Annotated in this window: 16 protein-coding genes; 6 read left to right on the forward strand and 10 right to left on the reverse strand. The window is 57.7% G+C overall.

The window, feature by feature from the left end; genetic code table 11:
* Positions 1–15: 15 nt before the first annotated feature.
* The 7 genes from Q669_RS07420 to ccoN form a co-directional block, all read right to left on the reverse strand.
* Entirely contained in the window at positions 16–2,463 is a 2,448-nt protein-coding gene (locus tag Q669_RS07420; protein ID WP_011785270.1) for a heavy metal translocating P-type ATPase, read from the reverse strand.
* On the reverse strand, positions 2,460–2,975 hold the full coding sequence (locus Q669_RS07425) for a FixH family protein (protein WP_014421197.1): 516 nt from the start codon (positions 2,973–2,975) through the stop codon (positions 2,460–2,462). Before Q669_RS07425 ends, Q669_RS07420 begins: the two co-directional genes overlap by 4 nt.
* A gap of 51 nt (positions 2,976–3,026) precedes the next feature.
* Positions 3,027–4,460 (reverse strand): cytochrome c oxidase accessory protein CcoG, encoded by a 1,434-nt coding sequence (gene ccoG / locus Q669_RS07430; protein ID WP_011785268.1) that lies wholly within the window; start codon positions 4,458–4,460, stop codon positions 3,027–3,029.
* A 131-nt stretch (positions 4,461–4,591) separates the two neighbouring features.
* Positions 4,592–5,482 carry a cytochrome-c oxidase, cbb3-type subunit III gene (ccoP, locus tag Q669_RS07435; RefSeq protein WP_011785267.1) on the reverse strand — a complete coding sequence of 297 codons (891 nt, stop codon included), beginning with the start codon at positions 5,480–5,482 and terminating at the stop codon, positions 4,592–4,594.
* Positions 5,479–5,664: a CcoQ/FixQ family Cbb3-type cytochrome c oxidase assembly chaperone gene (locus tag Q669_RS07440; RefSeq protein ID WP_011785266.1), complete on the reverse strand. Its 186-nt coding sequence runs from the start codon at positions 5,662–5,664 to the stop codon at positions 5,479–5,481. The genes ccoP and Q669_RS07440 overlap by 4 nt, the downstream gene beginning before the upstream one ends.
* A 4-nt stretch (positions 5,665–5,668) precedes the next feature.
* Positions 5,669–6,277: a cytochrome-c oxidase, cbb3-type subunit II gene (gene ccoO, locus Q669_RS07445; RefSeq protein WP_011785265.1), complete on the reverse strand. Its 609-nt coding sequence runs from the start codon at positions 6,275–6,277 to the stop codon at positions 5,669–5,671.
* Positions 6,278–6,291: 14 nt separating this feature from the next.
* Entirely contained in the window at positions 6,292–7,722 is a 1,431-nt protein-coding gene (gene ccoN, locus Q669_RS07450) for a cytochrome-c oxidase, cbb3-type subunit I (protein ID WP_011785264.1), read from the reverse strand.
* A gap of 234 nt (positions 7,723–7,956) precedes the next feature.
* Between ccoN and Q669_RS07455 the strand changes: the two genes are divergently transcribed.
* Positions 7,957–8,604 (forward strand): alpha/beta family hydrolase, encoded by a 648-nt coding sequence (locus Q669_RS07455; RefSeq protein WP_011785263.1) that lies wholly within the window; start codon positions 7,957–7,959, stop codon positions 8,602–8,604.
* Here the strand turns inward: Q669_RS07455 and Q669_RS07460 are convergent.
* A complete protein-coding gene (locus tag Q669_RS07460) occupies positions 8,577–10,466 on the reverse strand; it encodes a diguanylate cyclase (protein WP_011785262.1) in 1,890 nt (629 codons plus the stop codon). The genes Q669_RS07455 and Q669_RS07460 overlap by 28 nt on opposite strands.
* 131 nt (positions 10,467–10,597) lie before the next feature.
* On the opposite strand from Q669_RS07460, the gene rlmM reads away from it, so the two are divergent.
* The gene (gene rlmM, locus Q669_RS07465) at positions 10,598–11,674 is read left to right on the forward strand and encodes a 23S rRNA (cytidine(2498)-2'-O)-methyltransferase RlmM (RefSeq protein WP_011785261.1); all 1,077 of its coding nucleotides are present in this window, start codon (positions 10,598–10,600) and stop codon (positions 11,672–11,674) included.
* 9 nt (positions 11,675–11,683) lie between these two features.
* Here the strand turns inward: rlmM and Q669_RS07470 are convergent, their stop codons facing one another.
* Positions 11,684–11,977 (reverse strand): antibiotic biosynthesis monooxygenase family protein, encoded by a 294-nt coding sequence (locus Q669_RS07470; RefSeq protein WP_011785260.1) that lies wholly within the window; start codon positions 11,975–11,977, stop codon positions 11,684–11,686.
* A gap of 84 nt (positions 11,978–12,061) precedes the next feature.
* On the opposite strand from Q669_RS07470, the gene tusA reads away from it, so the two are divergent.
* Entirely contained in the window at positions 12,062–12,307 is a 246-nt protein-coding gene (gene tusA, locus Q669_RS07475) for a sulfurtransferase TusA (RefSeq protein WP_011785259.1), read from the forward strand.
* 1 nt (position 12,308) lies between these two features.
* On the opposite strand, the gene dsbD is transcribed toward tusA, so the two are convergent.
* On the reverse strand, positions 12,309–14,186 hold the full coding sequence (dsbD, locus tag Q669_RS07480; RefSeq protein WP_022991800.1) for a protein-disulfide reductase DsbD: 1,878 nt from the start codon (positions 14,184–14,186) through the stop codon (positions 12,309–12,311).
* A gap of 146 nt (positions 14,187–14,332) precedes the next feature.
* Here dsbD and Q669_RS07485 point away from each other — a divergent pair, with 146 nt between their 5' ends.
* Genes Q669_RS07485 through pdxB form a run of 3 tightly spaced genes read left to right on the forward strand, consistent with a single transcriptional unit; the run spans position 14,333 to position 17,342 of the window.
* Entirely contained in the window at positions 14,333–14,896 is a 564-nt protein-coding gene (locus Q669_RS07485) for an elongation factor P hydroxylase (protein WP_227499482.1), read from the forward strand.
* Positions 14,893–16,164 (forward strand): DEAD/DEAH box helicase, encoded by a 1,272-nt coding sequence (locus Q669_RS07490; protein WP_014421207.1) that lies wholly within the window; start codon positions 14,893–14,895, stop codon positions 16,162–16,164. Before Q669_RS07485 ends, Q669_RS07490 begins: the two co-directional genes overlap by 4 nt.
* A gap of 23 nt (positions 16,165–16,187) precedes the next feature.
* Positions 16,188–17,342 carry a 4-phosphoerythronate dehydrogenase PdxB gene (pdxB, locus tag Q669_RS07495; RefSeq protein ID WP_022991801.1) on the forward strand — a complete coding sequence of 385 codons (1,155 nt, stop codon included), beginning with the start codon at positions 16,188–16,190 and terminating at the stop codon, positions 17,340–17,342.
* Positions 17,343–17,406 lie beyond the last annotated feature (64 nt).

Here is a 17,406-nt window from a genome sequence, read left to right on the forward strand (position 1 = left end):
GTATGGCCCAAGGTATCAGGCTGCTTCTGGTGCGCCAAGGGTGGCCTCCGGGGGCGGTGTGCCCTTGTTGGACCGGCTGAGTCGTAAGGCGTTCAGCACAACGATCAGTGAGCTCAGGGACATGCCGATGGCAGCAAGCCAGGGGGGCACCAGGCCGGCTGCGGCCAGGGGCAGGGCGCAGACATTGTAGCCGAACGCCCAGATCATATTCTGGCGGATGATTTTCCGGGTTTGCTTGCTGGTTTCAATCGCGGCGACCAGGGAATTCAACTGGCCGTTAAGTAGCACCGCGTCGGCTTTCAGTTGAGTCAGGTCTGCCGCTGTACCCATAGCCACTGAAATACCGGCTCCGGCCATGGAGGGCAGGTCATTCAGTCCGTCACCCACCATCATCACCCGGTGCCCGTCCGCGCGAAGCTGTTCCAGTACTTCCAGTTTCTGCTCCGGTGAGGCTTCACCAATGGCTCGGTCAATGCCCAGTGCATGAGCCACCTGCTGCACGTGGCCGGAGCGATCCCCACTAAGCAGCAAGGTCTCGATTCCGGATTTCCGTAACGCCTGCAAGGCTTGTGACGCGTCTTCCCGTATCTTGTCATCCAGCCGGAAGCGTGCCAGCCATTCCTTGTCTGTCGCGAGCCAGATTTCCATGCCTTGGGCGTCTTCACCTTCTGGCGCAATTGCCGACGTGTGCTCGGCGACAAAGGCTTTGTGCCCGATGTAGACCGCCCGGCCATGGTAAAGCCCGGACAAGCCACCGCCCAGGTGGTTACTCACCTGGCTGACGGTTAGCGAGGGCTGCTCGTGGAATACCCTGGCAATCGGATGTTCTGAATGCTTTTCCAGCCCTGCGGCGATCCGGATGCAGGTGTCCTGATCCAGACTGCCGAACACCGATTGATCGGTCAGGCTGAGTTCTCCCCGGGTCAGAGTCCCGGTTTTATCAAACACCACGGTATCGATGGTGTTCATGGATTCCAGGGTGTGACCGCGAGTAGGCAGGAAACCAAGCTTTCTCAGGCGCACCGTGGCAGATGTGATCGCCGTTGGCGTAGCCAGCGACAGGGCGCAGGGGCAGGTAACCACCAGTACGGAAAGCGTGATATCGAAGGCGTTGTCGGCGCCGGCTAGCCACCAGCCTGCCCAGACCACTGGTGCCAGTATCAGCACGCGGCCAACGAACTTGCCCGCAATGCGATCGGCCATTCGGGCCACCGGCGGCTTTTCGGACTGTACGCGATCCAGAACTCGCAAGATGCCGGACAGCCGGGTCTGGGCCCCGGCATGGGTGACGCGGATGTCGAGCGGATTTTCCCCATTTACGCTGCCGGCATGAACCGTGTCGCCCGGCTTGCGGGTTTCTGGAAGGTATTCACCGGTGAGAGCGGCTTCGTTCAGGGTAGACTCCCCCGAGACGATTTCGCCATCCACAGGTAGCGTTTCCCCTGGTCGAACCCGGATCACATCACCCGGTTGTACCTGGTGAATGGCGATGATTTCTGCCTCACCGTTCAGGACCCGCGCCGCGACAGAAGGCTGGAAGCCCGCAAGGGCATTACCGCTCAGCCCGGCGCGATAGCGAGCCTGAACTTCAATGTATCTGCCCAGCAGCAGGAAGAAGGTGAACATACATACGGATTCAAAATACACTTCCTCGCCGCCGATCAACGTGATCCAGGCGCTTGCGCCATAGGCAAGCCCGATGGCGATGGCCACCGGTACGTCCATGGTCAGATGACGGGAGAGCAGGTCCCGGCGGGCATTGGTAAAGAATGGGCGAGCACTGTAGAACACCACCGGCGTGGCAACCAGCAGACTGAACCAGCGGAAAAAATCCACAAAATCTGTGGACAGATCACTGACCAGCTCAAAGTACAGGGGAAAGGCCAGCATCATGCTCTGGAAGGAACCGATCCCGGCCACCGCCAGACGAATGAGCATCGAGCGGTGCTCTGCCTTGAGCGCCTGTTCGGCTTCGTCTGCCTGATAGGGGCGGGCGGTGTAGCCAAGTTCGTGGATGGCTATCAGAAGGTCGCTGAGACGTGCCTTGTCCGATGCCCAGACCAGGCGAGCCCGCTGTGTGGTGTGGTTTACGGTAAAGCTCTGCACGCCTGGCTGCTGCTTCATGTGATTCTCAAGCAGCCAGATGCAGGCGGCGCAGGTAATACCGCCGATCAGCAGCTGTGCCTCCTGGCCAGCCTTGACTGGTGCCACAAAGGCTTGCTGAACCAGGGGGTGATCCAGTTCCCGGATACGATCGAGTTCTGACCGGGTCAGCTCTCTTGGCGTAACGGCGGGTTCGGTGCGAAACTCATAGAAACCGGTCAGACCCTCCTGGTGGATGGTCTGACACACAGCCTTGCAACCCTGGCAACAAAAATGCCTTTGCTGTCCCTGCAGTTCCAGGGTGATCGGGGGTTCGCCATCCGCTGGTTCTCCGCAATGGAAGCAGTTCAGGGTGGTCACCCTTGGGCGTCGCCTTCTGCGTTAATGCGTATAGGGGTGGAGGAAGGAAGCCTTACCTCACCCTTTACCCGCCAGTCGTTGTCTGGCCCCTGAAGGTCGTAGTACCAGCGACCACTGACATCCTCAAGGAGCTGGCCCCGGTATTGACCAGGAGCAACCTGGGTAAACTGGATGGTTTTATCCTGACCAGACAATGTCGGGTGATACAGGTTGAACACCAGATACGGGTAATCGGCGGCACCATTCACGGTGCTCAGATCCAGTGTTGCAGAACGACCATTCAGGCTCAGCGTACCCGCCATCTTCAGATCGGCCGCCTTTTCATCCCGGGCAATGGACATATTGATGCCACGGCCCTGTTTGGAGTAGTCGTCGGTTACCAGCGAGTTGTCCATGCTGGACGATACTGTCAGAGCAGTGATTCCCCACATGATCGACGCCAGCGGGAAAATGGTCAGGAACCAGAACCACGGCTGGCGATACCAGGGGGCAGGTGTTGCGTTATCAGTCATTACGGTCTTGTCTCGGTTTATGGCTTCAGAGCCGGTTGTCGGGCCCTCTTGTTAGCGGGGCCTTGGACCAACAAACCGGCTTTCAGTTTCAAGTTTAATCAATGAATCCGGTTGGGACTCGGCGTAGAAACGAATGTCGTTATTGGTATCCACCAGCGCTTCCGGTGGCACATCAACAACCGTGGGCAATGAGAGATTCTCGCCACTGCTCACCGTTACCGTGGTGTCTGTCAGAATACGCATGTCTTCAAGGCCGTCCACAGACAGGCTGAAGGTTTGCGGTACTTCTGACATGTTCTGGATCTTGACGGTATACGAGTTTTCCACCCGCCCTTCGCCGTTAAAACTGAACAGGGCGCCGCGATCCCGCAGTACATCCATCTTGGCCGGAACCCGGGTGGCAATGGTAAAGATCACCGCGCTGATCATCAGTATGAGCACGGCGCCGTAGCCAAAGGTACGCGGCCGTAGCAGTTTGGAAGTTTTACCCTCCAGTTCGTTCTCAGTGGTGTAGCGAATCAGTCCCTTGGGATAGTTCATTTTCTCCATAACTTCATCGCAGGCGTCGATACACAGGGCGCAGCCGATACACTCGTACTGGAGGCCGTCACGGATATCGATGCCGGTGGGGCAGACCTGAACACACTGGCCGCAATCAATACAGTCACCCAGGCCAACTTCGGCGGGTTCGACGCCTTTCTTGCGGCTGCCGCGTGGCTCGCCCCGGTTGGGGTCGTAGGAAACAACCCGGGTGTTGGGGTCAAACATCACGGATTGGAATCGGGCGTACGGGCACATATACAGGCACACCTGCTCCCGCATCCAGCCGGCGTTCAGATAGGTGGCGACGGTAAAGAAGGCTACCCAGAAATAGGCCCAGCCGTTGGCCTGTAAAGTGAAGAGGTCAACGATCAGTTCGCGGATAGGGTAGAAATAGCCAACGAAGGTGACGCCAGTCGCCAGCGCAACAAACAGCCAGAGCGCGTGTTTGATCGATTTTTTGGCAAGTTTCTCCCTGGAGTTCGGAGATTTATCCAGTTTCATCCGCTTGTTGCGGCTGCCCTCAACCTTTTCCTCGATCCACATGAAAATAAAGGTCCAGACAGTCTGGGGGCAGGTATAGCCACACCAGACCCGACCGAACAGAGTGGTGATGAAAAAGAGTCCAAACGCTGAAATGATCAGCATGCCCGATAGCAGGAAGAAATCTTTCGGGAAGAAGGTCACGCCGTACAGGTGAAATTCTCGTGCAGGCAAGTCGAAGTGGATCAGGGGCTGCCCGTCCAGGGTAAGCCAAACGAAGAGAAAGTACATGCCCATCAGCAGAGTCAAGCTGACATTCCGGATTCGCTGGAAAAAGCCTTTGACTTCCTTGACGTAGATTTTCTGTCGACTGGCGTACAGGTCGACGGTTTCTGGCTTTTTCTTGTTATTGGAGGAATCGCCTTTCGGGTCAACCTGTTTGACCGGAATCTCGTTGCTCATGGGTACCTCCCGGTGAGTGGTAAAGCTGGGAGCGGGCCTCGGAGGGTCAGCTGATCTTCTCAAGCCTGTACCCGCGGGCGCAGATACAGGGTTGAGAAGACCAGGCCAGGGCGAGCCTGGCCTGGTCGGATTCAGTTAGACAGGCTGTAAACGTATGCCGCCAGGATCTGAATCTGGTCGTCGGTCAGGCGACCGCCTTGTGCAGGCATCTGGTTCTGGCGACCGTTCATCACGGTCTCCTTGATCCACTCATAGGTGGAACCGTAGAGCCAGACATTGTCGGTCAGGTTGGGCGCACCCATGGCTTCCATACCTTTGCCTTCCGGACCGTGACAGGCAACGCAGGCCTGTGCGAACACCTGGGCGCCAGCTTTGGCCGCCTCGGCATCTTCTTCGCGTCCACTGAAGCTCAGCACGTAGTTAACCACCTGATCGACCTGCTCATTGGTCATATTCGGCATGACGCCCTTTGCAGGCATATTGCCGTTACGACCCTGGGCAATGCTGTGCAGGATCTGGTCTGGTTGACCACCCCACAGCCAGTCGTCGTCGGTCAGGTTGGGGAAGCCCACCTGGCCGCGAGCGGCGGTGCCGTGACAGACCGAACAGTTGTTGGCAAACAGGCGCTGGCCGATCTTCATGGCGTCATCGTTCTGCGCCAGTTCAGGAATGGCAGTGTCGCCGAACTGGGCATAGATTTCGCCATATTTCTCTTCGGCAGCTGCCACTTCCGCTTCCCACTGGTTGGTGGATGTCCATCCCAGCAGACCCTTGAAGTTGCCCAGGCCCGGGTACAGAGCCAGGTAGCCAAGGGCGAAGATGCAGGTTGCTACGAACAGGTAGAACCACCATTTCGGCAGAGGGTTATCGTATTCCTCAATGCCATCAAAGGAATGGCCCATTGTCCGGTCGGTTTCAGTATCGGTTGTCTGGCTCTTGCGGGTGGCCCAGAGGAGCCACCAGCAGCCGAAAACGGTACCGAGCACGATCACACTGACCCAGATGCTCCAGAAGGTACTCATTGTTTCTTCTCCGTTTTTTCCTGTTCGAGAGTACGCTTTTCGACTTCGTCGTCATCGAAGGGGAGGTGTGCTGCCTCGTCGTTGGCCTTCTTGCGGTGGGCGCTGTACGCCCACCAGACGATTCCGAAGAACGCTGCCATTACCAGCAGCGTGTGAATGCCGCGTAACTCATTAATATCCATGGGATCACCGCTTCTCTGAAATCACAGTACCCAGCTGCTGCAGGTATGCGACCAGCGCTTCGATTTCAAATTTGCCTTCGATCTCATTTGCTGCGTTGGCAATCTGCTCGTCGCTGTATGGCACGCCAAGCGTTTGCAGCGTCTTCATCCGGGACTCAATGGAACCGTGATCAACACGATTCTCGAACAGCCACGGGAAGGCAGGCATGTTGGATTCGGGTACCACGCTGCGTGGATCGTACAGGTGCTGGCGCTGCCAGGCATCCGAGTAGCGACCACCTACACGAGCCAGGTCCGGCCCGGTACGCTTGGAACCCCACAGGAACGGACGGTCATAAACGAACTCGCCCGCAACGGAGTAGTGACCATAACGCTCAGTCTCAGCCCGGAACGGACGGATCTGCTGGGTATGGCACACGTGGCAGCCCTCACGGATGTAAATGTCCCGGCCTTCCAGTTCCAGAGCGGACAAAGGCTCCAGGCCTTCGACCGGCTCGTTCACCTCTTTATGGAAGAACAGGGGCACTACTTCCGCAAGGAAACCACCACTGATGGTCAGCACGATCAGCACGATCATCAGACCAAGGTTCTTTTCGACTATTTCGTGTCTCATCTGGTCTCTCTCCCTTACGCCGCCTGAACCGCAGCATTATCTTCTGCAACGGCGTCTTTCTGGCGTACGGTCATGTACACGTTGTAGGCCATGATCAGCATGCCGGTCAGGAAGATCGCGCCACCGATGAAGCGTACAAAGTAGCCCGGGTAGGAGGCTTCAAGCGCTTCTACGAAGCTGTAGGTCAGGGTGCCGTCTTCGTTCACTGCACGCCACATCAGACCTTGCATGATGCCATTCACCCACATGGCGGCGATGTAAAGCACGGTGCCTACGGTAGCCAGCCAGAAGTGAGCGTTGATCAGGGCAGTGCTGTACATTGCCTGGATGCCCCACAGTTTCGGAATCAGGTGGTAAACCGCGCCGATACTGATCATGGCAACCCAGCCCAGGGCGCCGGAGTGCACGTGGCCGATGGTCCAGTCAGTGTTGTGGGACAGAGCGTTGACGGTCTTGATAGACATCATCGGGCCTTCGAAGGTAGACATACCGTAGAAGGACAGAGAAACCACCAGGAAACGCAGGATAGGGTCAGTGCGCAGTTTGTGCCAGGCACCGGACAGGGTCATCATGCCGTTAATCATACCGCCCCAGGACGGCGCCAGCAGAATCAGGGACATGACCATGCCTGCGGTCTGTGCCCAGTCAGGCAGAGCGGAGTAATGCAGGTGGTGACCACCGGCCCATACGTAGGTGGCGATCAGTGCCCAGAAGTGCACGATAGACAGGCGATAGGAGTAAACCGGACGGTTGGCCTGCTTGGGAACGAAGTAGTACATCATGCCCAGGAAGCCAGCAGTCAGGAAGAAGCCCACCGCGTTGTGACCGTACCACCACTGCATCATCGCATCGGTAACACCCGCATAGGCGGAGTACGACTTGAAGGCGGTGGCCGGCAGCGCCATGTTGTTACCGATATGCAGTACAGCAACGGTAATGATGAACGCGCCGTAGAACCAGTTGGCAACGTAGATGTGCGGAGTGCTACGCTTCATCACGGTTCCGAAGAACACCAGGGCGTAGCTGACCCAGACAACCGCAATCGCGATGTCAATCGGCCATTCCAGCTCGGCGTATTCCTTGGACGTTGTCAGGCCCATCGGAAGGGTGATGGCAGCAGCCACGATGATCGCTTGCCAGCCCCAGAAGGTGAACGCCGCCAACCCGTCAGACATCAGGCGAGCCTGGCAGGTTCGCTGAACGACGTAGTAGGACGTTGCAAAAAGGGCACTTCCGCCAAAGCCGAAGATTACGGCGTTGGTATGCAGCGGCCGCAAGCGACCGAAGTGAGTAAAGGGCAGGTCGAGGTTGAGGGATGGCCAAACCAGCTGTGCTGCAATCAGCACACCCAGAGCCATACCTACAATACCCCATACCACTGTCATGATGGCGAATTGTCTCACCACCTTATAGTTGTATGTCAGGTTTGCATTTACTGTGCTCATAGCCTTACCAATGGGTTCAGGATGGGGAATTATGCGGGGGCAAGTATGGAGAAACGATTATTCCTTTGCAATGATCAAGATCAAGTTATGACATCCGTCAAATCCGCCGGAATCAGTAGGCTGGCCAGTAAGTTGCAAGTCTATTCAATGTGTTTTTATTGACGCTTTAATGGCTTGCCAGATCCATTCTGTCACCGGGTTTGATCCGCGACAGGAGCGAGAGAGGGAAAATTGGTGAAAAGAATTAAGACCAAAGGCTACGGAAAAGATGCCAAAGCCGTAATGATACTGGCCCACGGTGCTGGCGCGCCCATGGATTCATTGTTCATGGAGTTGTTAGCGGAGGCTCTCGCAGGGCAGGGCATCGAAAGTGTGCGGTTCGAGTTTCCCTATATGGTGAAGCGTCGGGAGGATGGCAGAAAACGACCGCCCGATCGGCAGCCGGCTTTGCTGGCGGCATTTGAAGATCAGGTGTCCCTGGCCAGAGAGGAGCTCGGAAGTCAGGTACCGCTGCTGGTGGGGGGGAAATCAATGGGAGGGCGGATGGCCACGCTTCTGGCTGCCGGGAGGTCCAGGGATGTTGATGGCGTTGCCTGTTACGGCTATCCGTTTCACCCGCCGGGGAAGCTGGATCGTTGGCGGATTGAACATCTGGGTGAGGTTGCGGTTCCTCTACTGGTGGTGCAGGGTACCCGGGACCCATTCGGCAAACCGGATGAGCTGAAGGCGCAGGGGCAGATTCCGGGCCTTACCCGGCTGTGCTGGCTGGACGGCGGAAATCACGATTTTCAGCCTCTGGCGCGGCAGCCAGAACAACAGGCTGACCTGATTGCGCAGGCTGCTCTTCTGACGCGTCAGTTTGCCGAAGATGCCGTACTTTGATCAGGCGTTGAAACACGATTGGCGAGTACGATCTGATCCCGCCCTGCGCCTTTGGCCTGATAGAGTGCTTCATCGGCTTTCCGGAAGAGGTCGGACGGCTCCTGTCCCGTAGCCAGTTCGGCGATCCCGGCGCTGAGTGTCAGATGAAAAGTCTCATTGCCCGGAGCGATAAGCGGGGTTTTCCGCATGGCTTTGAGTATGGCGAGACAGAGCGTGCGTGCCCCGTCCAGGTCCGTGCCCGGGAGCAGCAGGGCAAATTCCTCACCGCCAAACCGGATGGCCACATCCCTGGGGCGTTTGACATGCTCATCCAGAATACCCGCGATCTGTTTCAGGCACTGATCGCCAAAGTCATGGCCCCAGGTGTCGTTAATTCGCTTGAAGTGATCTGCATCAATCAGGGCCAGGGATAATGGATTTCCGGTTCGACGGGCCTCCCTGCAGAGTTCGGGTAAAAGGTTATCCATGTGACGCCGGTTGTACAGGCCGGTGAGCGCATCATTGAGGCTTATAGAGGCCAGTTTCCGGTTTGCCTGCTCCAGTTCCCGCATGGTGTTGCGGAGCTGGGCCGTGCGCTCATGAACCTTTAGTTCCAGTTCCGTCCGGGCCTGGTGTTCGACATCCAGCAATTTCTGGTTAAGCAGGCGCCAGCGTTGCACCAGGGCATAGTTCAGAAGGATCACCTGGCCGCCGACGACCGCCTGCATCATCACTTCCCGGGCCGGGTAATCGCCCAGATAGCCAAACGCGGCCATGGCATAGATCAGTGCGCCGATAACCATCACCATCCAGGCTGCCAGGTACCAGAAGGCGGGTTTGTAGCCCTGTCGCCAGCGGACGTAGGCGATGACCTGCAGAGCCACAATTACCACAAGCGCCAACGCGGTGTTGATCAGAATGGATTTTGTATAGGGAATGATGAGTGTCACTGTCACAGCGCCCGCGGCGATTGTGGCCAGTGATTTCAGCGCTTTGGCCGAAAGAGTTCCCGGGCCGACCTCCAGAAAGGAACTGCCAAAAAGGGCCATTGCCAGTGCACAGACCGCGAGCGTCAGTGGAATGGAGAGATTTGCCAGCGCCGTACTGTTGGGCCAGAAGTACTGGTTGGCAAAGCCGCCCATGGCGAACAGGAACATACCCAGAGAGGCAATGTAGAAGGCGTTGTAAAAGTAGTAACGGGTGCCGGAACTGAAGAACAGCAGAAGGTTGAATGCCGCCAGTACCAGCATCGCGCCATAAAACAGGCCGTGCACGAGAGTGAGATGATTGCTTTCGGCAACAACCTCACCCGGTGTCATCAGGCCCAGGGGCACATTCAGTGCGCCACTGCTATGCACCCGGATGAGGATGGCGCGGCTTTCCCCGGCATTCAGTGTGACGGGGAGCAGGTAATAACGGTAATCTATGCCTCTTGTGGCGAACGGGAACAAGTCGCCGGTCGCCAGTGGCGGTCGGACGTCTTCAGGGCTGTAGCCGCTTTGGTAGCGGCTTTTTTGCCAGAACGTCACCTCATCCAGCAGTGGGTAATGAAGCTTCGGGTACCAGAGACCGGATTCTGTGCTGCTGTTGCGGACATTGAGCTGAATCCAGTACACGGAATCCGTGTGACTGAATACCAGATCATGGCCCCGGGCTGATTTCCAGGCCAGTTCAGCCGGCAGGTCCTCCGGTGCGGTTGCTGAATGGGCGGGTTCACCCGGGCGGGCCGAGTAGAAACAGATGTGGTGGTTGATCGCACTTCGGGCGTCCGGGCTGGCGGCATCAAGAGCGGGACACGGTTCCATAGCCGCAAGCTGGCCGCTGAACAGCAGGCAAGCCGTGGCCAGAAAACAGGCCGTAAGCAGGTTCCAGAGTCGGAGCATCTTCCACCAGGCGGTACGTTGGGAGGCAGAAAGTGTAGCCAGCGTGAACAAGTGCTGCCGTTAAACACGTTCAAGTTTTATCGCTGTCAGTGCGTCAGAATCCTGACAGTGGTCACCAACAAGGTTATGGAATGCAACAGATAATGCTGATGTGTCGCCCGGGGTTTGAAACCGAGGCGGGCCAGGAGTTGATGGATTCGGCGGCCGCTTGTGGTCTGTTCGGTTACTTTCAGCCGATCAGGAACGCAGGGCTCGTGCGGTTTACCCTTGGCGGGCCCGAATCTGCCTTTGAATTGATGCAGAGAATACCGCTGGACGAGCTGGTCTTTGTGCGGGACTGGTTTCTGGTGATTGGCGATTGCCCGCTGCCGGCCAGGGACCGGGTTGGAGCCGTTATCGAGTTCCTCCGGGGCGCCGATTGGCAGGGCAGCCTGGCATCACGACTGGAAACCCGGCTTACGGAAACCAATGAAGACCGCGATCTGGGTAACTTTGCCCGAAAATGGGTGGCACCCCTGTCCCGCGGACTCAGGGAGGCGGACATGCTGGCGCAGGACTCGGCCAGTGCCAAAGGTGACCGTCTGGAGTTGCTGTTGCTGGATTTCGAAACGGCTGTTGTCGGGTTAAGCCTGGCCGATAATCGATCCCCTTTTCCGCAGGGCATACCCCGTTTGCGTTTGCCTGCCTCAGCGCCCAGCCGGTCTGCGCTCAAACTCGAAGAGGCGTGGAAAGTCTTCATTCCTGAAGATCGTTACCTGGACTATCTGGGTGGGGGGCGGAAAGCGGTGGATCTGGGCGCCGCTCCCGGCGGATGGACCTGGCAACTGGTTCAGCAAGGCATGATGGTGACGGCGGTCGATAATGGCCCCATGAATCCAGAGTTGATGGCCACAGGGCATGTTGAGCATGTCCGGGCTGATGGCTACGCCTGGCGCCCGAAGCGGGCCGTGGACTGGATGGTCTGCGATATCGTCGACAAGCCCCGAAAAACAGCGCGCCTGGCGCTGGACTGGGTAGGCGGCAAGCTGTGTCGCTACACCGTGTTCAATCTCAAGCTACCCATGAAGAAACGTTATGAGGAGTGGCTGATCTGCCGGGACATACTGCTGCAGGGGCTGGCAGAGGCCGAGCTCAATTGCCGGCTCCGGGCCCGGCACCTCTACCATGACCGGGAAGAAATAACCTGCTTCATCGAGCGCCTGGACTGATCACCGGGCTCACGGCATATCGCTGTGCTGGAGCACGGTAATGGCTTCATCCCGGTCCATCATGGGGGTGAGTTCCGCCATTAATTCCCGGCGTTCAGGAGAGCGGTACCAGCGATCCCAGTCTGCCTCTGAGCGCCAGTTTGCCAGTGTCATGCGATGGTTGGGGTCGCGGCAGTCGACCAGGGTCTCACCGGAGATAAAACCCGGGGCACTGACGGCCTGCTGTAACACTTTTCTGGCCCGGTCTTCGTAGGCCGACTCCAGAGTTTCGGCAATATGGCGTTCAATAAGTACCCGAATCATGACAATCTCCCTTTATTTTCGCTGCTATAAACAATAATTTAGCACTGGATTCAGAAAAATCACGCTACTTGTAGGAGGTCACGCTTGTCGGATCATGATTATCACGCAGAACTGGACGCACGGGGACTGTTCTGTCCCGAGCCGGTCATGATGCTGCACAATCGCATCCACGATGTTGAGGTTGGGCAGGTGCTGCGGGTTGTGGCCACCGATCCTTCAACCACTCGGGATATCCCGAGGTTCTGCCAGTTTCTCGGGCACGAACTTCTCAGCCAGCAGGAAGCGGGCGGCGAATTCCTGTTTCTGATCCGCCGCTGTCAGGCCGCCTGACTCAGAGTTTCTGACCAACGTTGGCCACGTGCTCCAGAAACTGATCCCGATCCATCTCGCCCAGTACGCGGGCGTTGCTGAGCTCTGACCCGCTCGCCTGATAGAACAGTATTGCCGGGGGGCCAAACAGGCCGAGTTCATCCAGCAGGGCCTGCTGGGCGGGCGTGTTGTCCGTCATGTCGATCTGCAGCAGGGTGTAGGGTGACAGTGCCTGGATGACCTGGGGATCGCTGAACACATTGCGTTCCATGACTTTGCAGGAAATACACCAGTCCGCATAGAAGTCCAGCATGACGGGCTGCCCCCGGTTACTGGCATTGGCCAGCAACGTGCGGATCTGGTTCGGATCTTCAATGCGCTGGAAGCTGGCATGTGATAGCTCGCCCGCCACTGGTCCCGGCGCCGCGGAGGCCACAAACGGCGCCAGCGGCTTGAGCGGGTCGTTGGCGCCGCTGACGGCACCGGCCAGCAAGGCCAGGCCATAGGCAAACATAACCAGCCCCAGCCCCTTACGAGTGCGCTGCCAGCCAGCCTTGGCGGCATCAAATGCGCCCAGCTGTACGCCAGTAATCGCAATCAGCAGCCCCCACATGGTCAGACTGAGCCACACCGGTACCAGGCGCTCAACCAGCCAGATAGCCACGGCCAGTAGCATGACACCGTAGAAGTGCTTCACCGTGGTCATCCAGTGCCCTGAGCTTGGCAGCAGTTTCCGGCCGCCCACGGCAACCAGAATCAGGGGAACTCCCATGCCCAGGCCAAGTGCCAGCAGCGCCACACCGCCGATCACGGCATCCTGAGTGGTGGAAATGTACAGCAAGCTGCCGGCCAGTGGCGCAGACACGCAGGGCGAGACAATAAGTGCTGAAAGGGCACCAATGCCGAAGATGCTGGCGACACGGCTACCGGTCAGGCGATGGCTGGCATCGTTGAGGGGTTCCCGAATAAAACGTGGTAACTGGATTTCGAACAGGTCGAACATCGACAGCGCAAAGACCACGAACAGGCCAGCGAAAACACTCAGCACCCAGGGCGACTGTAGCTGCGCCTGGAGATTGAAGCTGGCGCCCAGCAGGCCGGTAATGACCCCCGCCGCGGCGTAGGTCAATGCCATGCCCAGCACATAGCTGCCCGACAGCAATAATGCGTGGCTGGTGGTTCTTGTATTACGCCCGGAGACCATGGAGGAGATGATAGGCACCATGGGCAGAACGCAGGGTGTAAAGGTCAACCCCAGACCGAGCAAAAAGAATACGCCGGCGATCATCCAGATCGACTGGCTGGACAGAAAGCCGGCGAGGCCGGTCGCGGTGGAGGTATCTGCGGGCGCCGCATTTCCGGTATCGGAGGTCACTCTGTTGGCAGCGGTCTCGGCAGCGTCGCCACCAGGGTAATAGAGGATGTCCCGGGTCTGCGGGGGATAACAAAGCCCGGCCTCTGCACAGCCCTGGTACGTCACCTGAAGCTCCGCTTCCCGGACACCGTCGGGCAGGGTGATGGGGACCCTGGCCTGGACCGGATCAAAAAAAACGGTGATCTCACCAAAGAATTCGTCTTCAGTCAGCGTGCCCGGCAAAGAAAAGCCGGGTTCGCCAACCTGTACACCATCAGTTACGGCATTGATCTGTATGCGGCTTTTATAGAGGTAATGGCCGGGGGTGATATTCCAGGCCAGCACCACAGCCCCGTTATCAGTGGTGTAATCAAAGGGCAGTGCTTCATCTACCGGCAGAAATTCGCTGTTACCAAACAGGCTGCCATTGCCGGACCCCAGAGCCTTGGCTCCGGGAGACGCCAGCGACAGAACCACTGCCAACACAAGCAAAAGATGGTAGAACTGATTTCGCGTAGGAGCACTGAAGGCCTGGACTGCTGACATGGATACGGTCATTTCCTGATTCTGGTATGCATGAAGTCGGTTCGAAGCCAGTGGACACCATGCTGTGGCGAAAGTTCCCACTGGTATTGGCCGCGTTAAAGTCGCACAATAGCCAACCGATGAATCACAATCCAGACGATCTTATCATGCTGTTCAATGACCTGTTCCGGGAATCATACCGGACGATTCTGGTCAGGGGCAGCGAAGAACCGGAATATCTCCCTGTGAGCGAGCCCGAGGGTCTTGCCAGGGTAGTCTTTGCCCATGGTTTTTTTGCCAGTGCCCTGCACGAGATTGCCCACTGGTGCATTGCCGGTGAGCATCGGCGCACAATGTACGATTACGGATACTGGTACTGTCCGGATGGACGAACACCTGAACAGCAGCAAGCGTTTGAGCAGGTGGAGGTGAAACCTCAGGCCATAGAGTGTCTGTTTTCCCTGGCGGCCGGCTTCCGCTTTCACATCAGTGTCGACAACCTCGCCGGCGGAGGCGCTGCCGATGGAGATGCATTCCGCCTGAATGTGCTCAACCAGGCGAGCGATTACCTTGCCTGTGGATTACCCCGCCGTGCACAGCAGTTCTACGATTCGCTCTTGCAGTTTTACAGCACTGGTGCCCGGATAGATGAAACCTGGGCTCGAGTGAAGACCCGTCTGTTAACTGCAGAGCAGGAATACGATCAATCAAGGATACCTGAACCCCTATGACATCAGAACCAAAGCATACCGGCGATTTACGCTTCAGCGACCTCAATCTGGACAAGCGACTGCTGGATGCCATTTCCAAAATTGGCTTCGAGTACTGCACGCCCATTCAGGCAGAAACGCTGCCCTGGACCCTGGCCTGTGAAGACCTCATTGGCCAGGCTCAGACGGGCACCGGCAAGACTGCAGCCTTTCTGATTACCGCGATTCAGTCTTTGCTGGAAACTCCGATCGACGAGAAAGAGCGTTTTGCCTCCGAGCCTCGTGTTCTGGCGCTGGCGCCCACCCGCGAACTGGCCATGCAGATTGCCAAGGACGCCGAACAGCTGTGTCATTACACTGGCCACAATGTGGTTACTGTGGTTGGCGGGATGAACTACGACAAGCAGCGGGAGCAGTTGCAGAACGAAATTGTCGACATCCTGGTGGCTACCCCGGGCCGATTGATCGATTTCCTGGGCTCACAGGATGTTTTTCTGGATCAGCTCGACATCCTGATTCTGGATGAGGCGGATCGAATGCTCGATATGGGCTTTATCCCGGACGTCAAGCGCATCATCCGCAAGTGTACCCCCAAGGATGAGCGCCAGACCCTGCTGTTCAGTGCCACCTTCAACCAGGATGTCCTCAACCTGGCATCCATGTGGACCCGCAATGCCGAGTTTGTCGAAATCGAGCCGGAACAGAAGACTGCAGAACGAGTTGAACAGACCGTTTTCCTGGTGTCCGATAACGAAAAGCTGCCGGTACTGGTGAATTACCTGAAGCGGCCGGAAGTAGAGAAAGCGATTGTTTTTGCCAACCGTCGTGACCAGTGCCGTGATCTTGAAGAGGATCTTAAAAACCAGGGTGTGAAAGTGGCGTTGATGTCTGGCGAGATTGCCCAGAACAAGCGGCTGAAAACGCTTGACCAGTTCAAGAAGGGGCAGATCCAGGTGCTGGTTGCTACCGATGTGGCGGGCCGTGGCATCCACGTAAACGGCGTGACCCATGTATTCAACTACAATTTGCCAGACAATGCCGAAGATTACGTTCACCGCATTGGTCGTACTGGCCGTGCCGGTAAAACCGGAGTATCGGTGAGCTTCGCTGGTGAAGAGGACGCGTTTGCCCTGCCGGAGATTGAAAAATACATCAGCCAGAAGCTGAAGACGGCGGTGCCTGATGAGAATCTGACAGCCGCCATGGATAACCCGCCGATTACCCGCAAGCGGGGTGGTCGCCGGCCGCAGGGCAACAGCGGTCGCGGGCCCAGACCACGTCGTCATTGAGAGTCACTGGTGAGACCACTGTTATGCTGATCGTTGCGGACGAGAATATACCCTTACTGGATTCCTTTTTTGGCGACATCGGAGAGATTCGCCGGGTGAATGGCCGGACGCTGGCTCCGGACCAGGTAAGGGATGCCGATATACTTCTGGTCCGTTCGGTAACCCGGGTAGACCGGCAGTTGCTGGATGGTGCCCGGGTGCGGTTCGTTGGTACGGCCACGATTGGAACGGACCACATAGACCAGACCTGGCTCCAGGAACAAGGCATCGGTTTCGCCGCTGCGCCAGGCTGCAATGCCGTCAGTGTGGCTGAGTATGTGCTCTCGGTATTGTCCCTGTACGCAGAAAAGCGGGGTATTGAAGACTGGTCATCCCTGACGGTAGGGATTGTCGGGGTGGGCAATGTCGGTGGTGAGTTGGCCCGAATGCTGGAGCGGCTGGATTTCACGGTAAAGCTCTGTGATCCGCCCAGGCAGGAAGCTGAAGAAGAGCGCGCAGAGGAGTTTGTGCCGCTGGCCGAGGCTCTGGAGTGTGACGTTGTAACCTTGCACACGCCGTTGACGCGAACTGGAGACCATCCCACCAACCGGATGATCGCGGGCAGCGAGCTCGCGGCGCTTGGGCAGGATCAGTTGTTGATCAACGCCGGCCGGGGCGAGGTGATAGACGGAGAGGCATTGCTTGCCCGGCTTCAGCAGGCAGACGCGCCCACGGTGGTGCTGGATGTCTGGGAGCATGAGCCCAGAATCAACCCGGATCTGCTAGACCGGGTGTGGCTGGCGACGCCTCACATTGCCGGCTACAGCCTGGAAGGCAAGATGCAGGGCACGGAGATGATCTACCAGGCCCTGTGCCGTTACCTGGGGCTGCCTGTGCGCAAGAAAGCCGGACAGTTTCTGCCGGAGCCGGCCCTCAGTAAAGTGTCCTTTACCAGCAGTGCTGATGAGGATGAGGCCGTTCAGGTTGCTTTGCGCGCCTGTTACGATCCCCGCCGGGACGATGCCCGCCTGCGGCTGACCATGCGCGGTAATCCTGAAGAGCGGGCGCAGGCCTTCGACAGGCTACGCAGGGACTACCCGGTGCGCAGGGAATGCTCGAGTCTGAAAGTGCAGTTGAAGGGTAGCAGCAAGTCGATTCAGGATAGCTTCAGGGCCATCGGGTTCAAACTGAAGATCTGACACCCTGGATGTCTTGCTCGTCAAAAGAGAAGGGCGCCTGTGTGAGGCTGTGTGAAAACAGCCT

It is taken from the genome of Marinobacter sp. C1S70 (assembly GCF_000475355.1).
In the GTDB taxonomy this organism is placed as follows: Bacteria; Pseudomonadota; Gammaproteobacteria; order Pseudomonadales; family Oleiphilaceae; genus Marinobacter; species Marinobacter nauticus.

Coding starts and splice junctions, on each gene's coding strand:
- Q669_RS07425 (WP_014421197.1), bottom strand. CDS start 2,975: ATGACTGATAACGCAACACCTGCCCCCTGGTATCGCCAGCCGTGGTTC.
- ccoG (WP_011785268.1), bottom strand. CDS start 4,460: ATGAGCAACGAGATTCCGGTCAAACAGGTTGACCCGAAAGGCGATTCC.
- ccoP (WP_011785267.1), bottom strand. CDS start 5,482: ATGAGTACCTTCTGGAGCATCTGGGTCAGTGTGATCGTGCTCGGTACC.
- Q669_RS07440 (WP_011785266.1), bottom strand. CDS start 5,664: ATGGATATTAATGAGTTACGCGGCATTCACACGCTGCTGGTAATGGCA.
- ccoO (WP_011785265.1), bottom strand. CDS start 6,277: ATGAGACACGAAATAGTCGAAAAGAACCTTGGTCTGATGATCGTGCTG.
- ccoN (WP_011785264.1), bottom strand. CDS start 7,722: ATGAGCACAGTAAATGCAAACCTGACATACAACTATAAGGTGGTGAGA.
- Q669_RS07460 (WP_011785262.1), bottom strand. CDS start 10,466: ATGCTCCGACTCTGGAACCTGCTTACGGCCTGTTTTCTGGCCACGGCT.
- rlmM (WP_011785261.1), top strand. CDS start 10,598: ATGCAACAGATAATGCTGATGTGTCGCCCGGGGTTTGAAACCGAGGCG.
- Q669_RS07470 (WP_011785260.1), bottom strand. CDS start 11,977: ATGATTCGGGTACTTATTGAACGCCATATTGCCGAAACTCTGGAGTCG.
- dsbD (WP_022991800.1), bottom strand. CDS start 14,186: ATGTCAGCAGTCCAGGCCTTCAGTGCTCCTACGCGAAATCAGTTCTAC.
- Q669_RS07485 (WP_227499482.1), top strand. CDS start 14,333: ATGCTGTTCAATGACCTGTTCCGGGAATCATACCGGACGATTCTGGTC.
- Q669_RS07490 (WP_014421207.1), top strand. CDS start 14,893: ATGACATCAGAACCAAAGCATACCGGCGATTTACGCTTCAGCGACCTC.
- pdxB (WP_022991801.1), top strand. CDS start 16,188: ATGCTGATCGTTGCGGACGAGAATATACCCTTACTGGATTCCTTTTTT.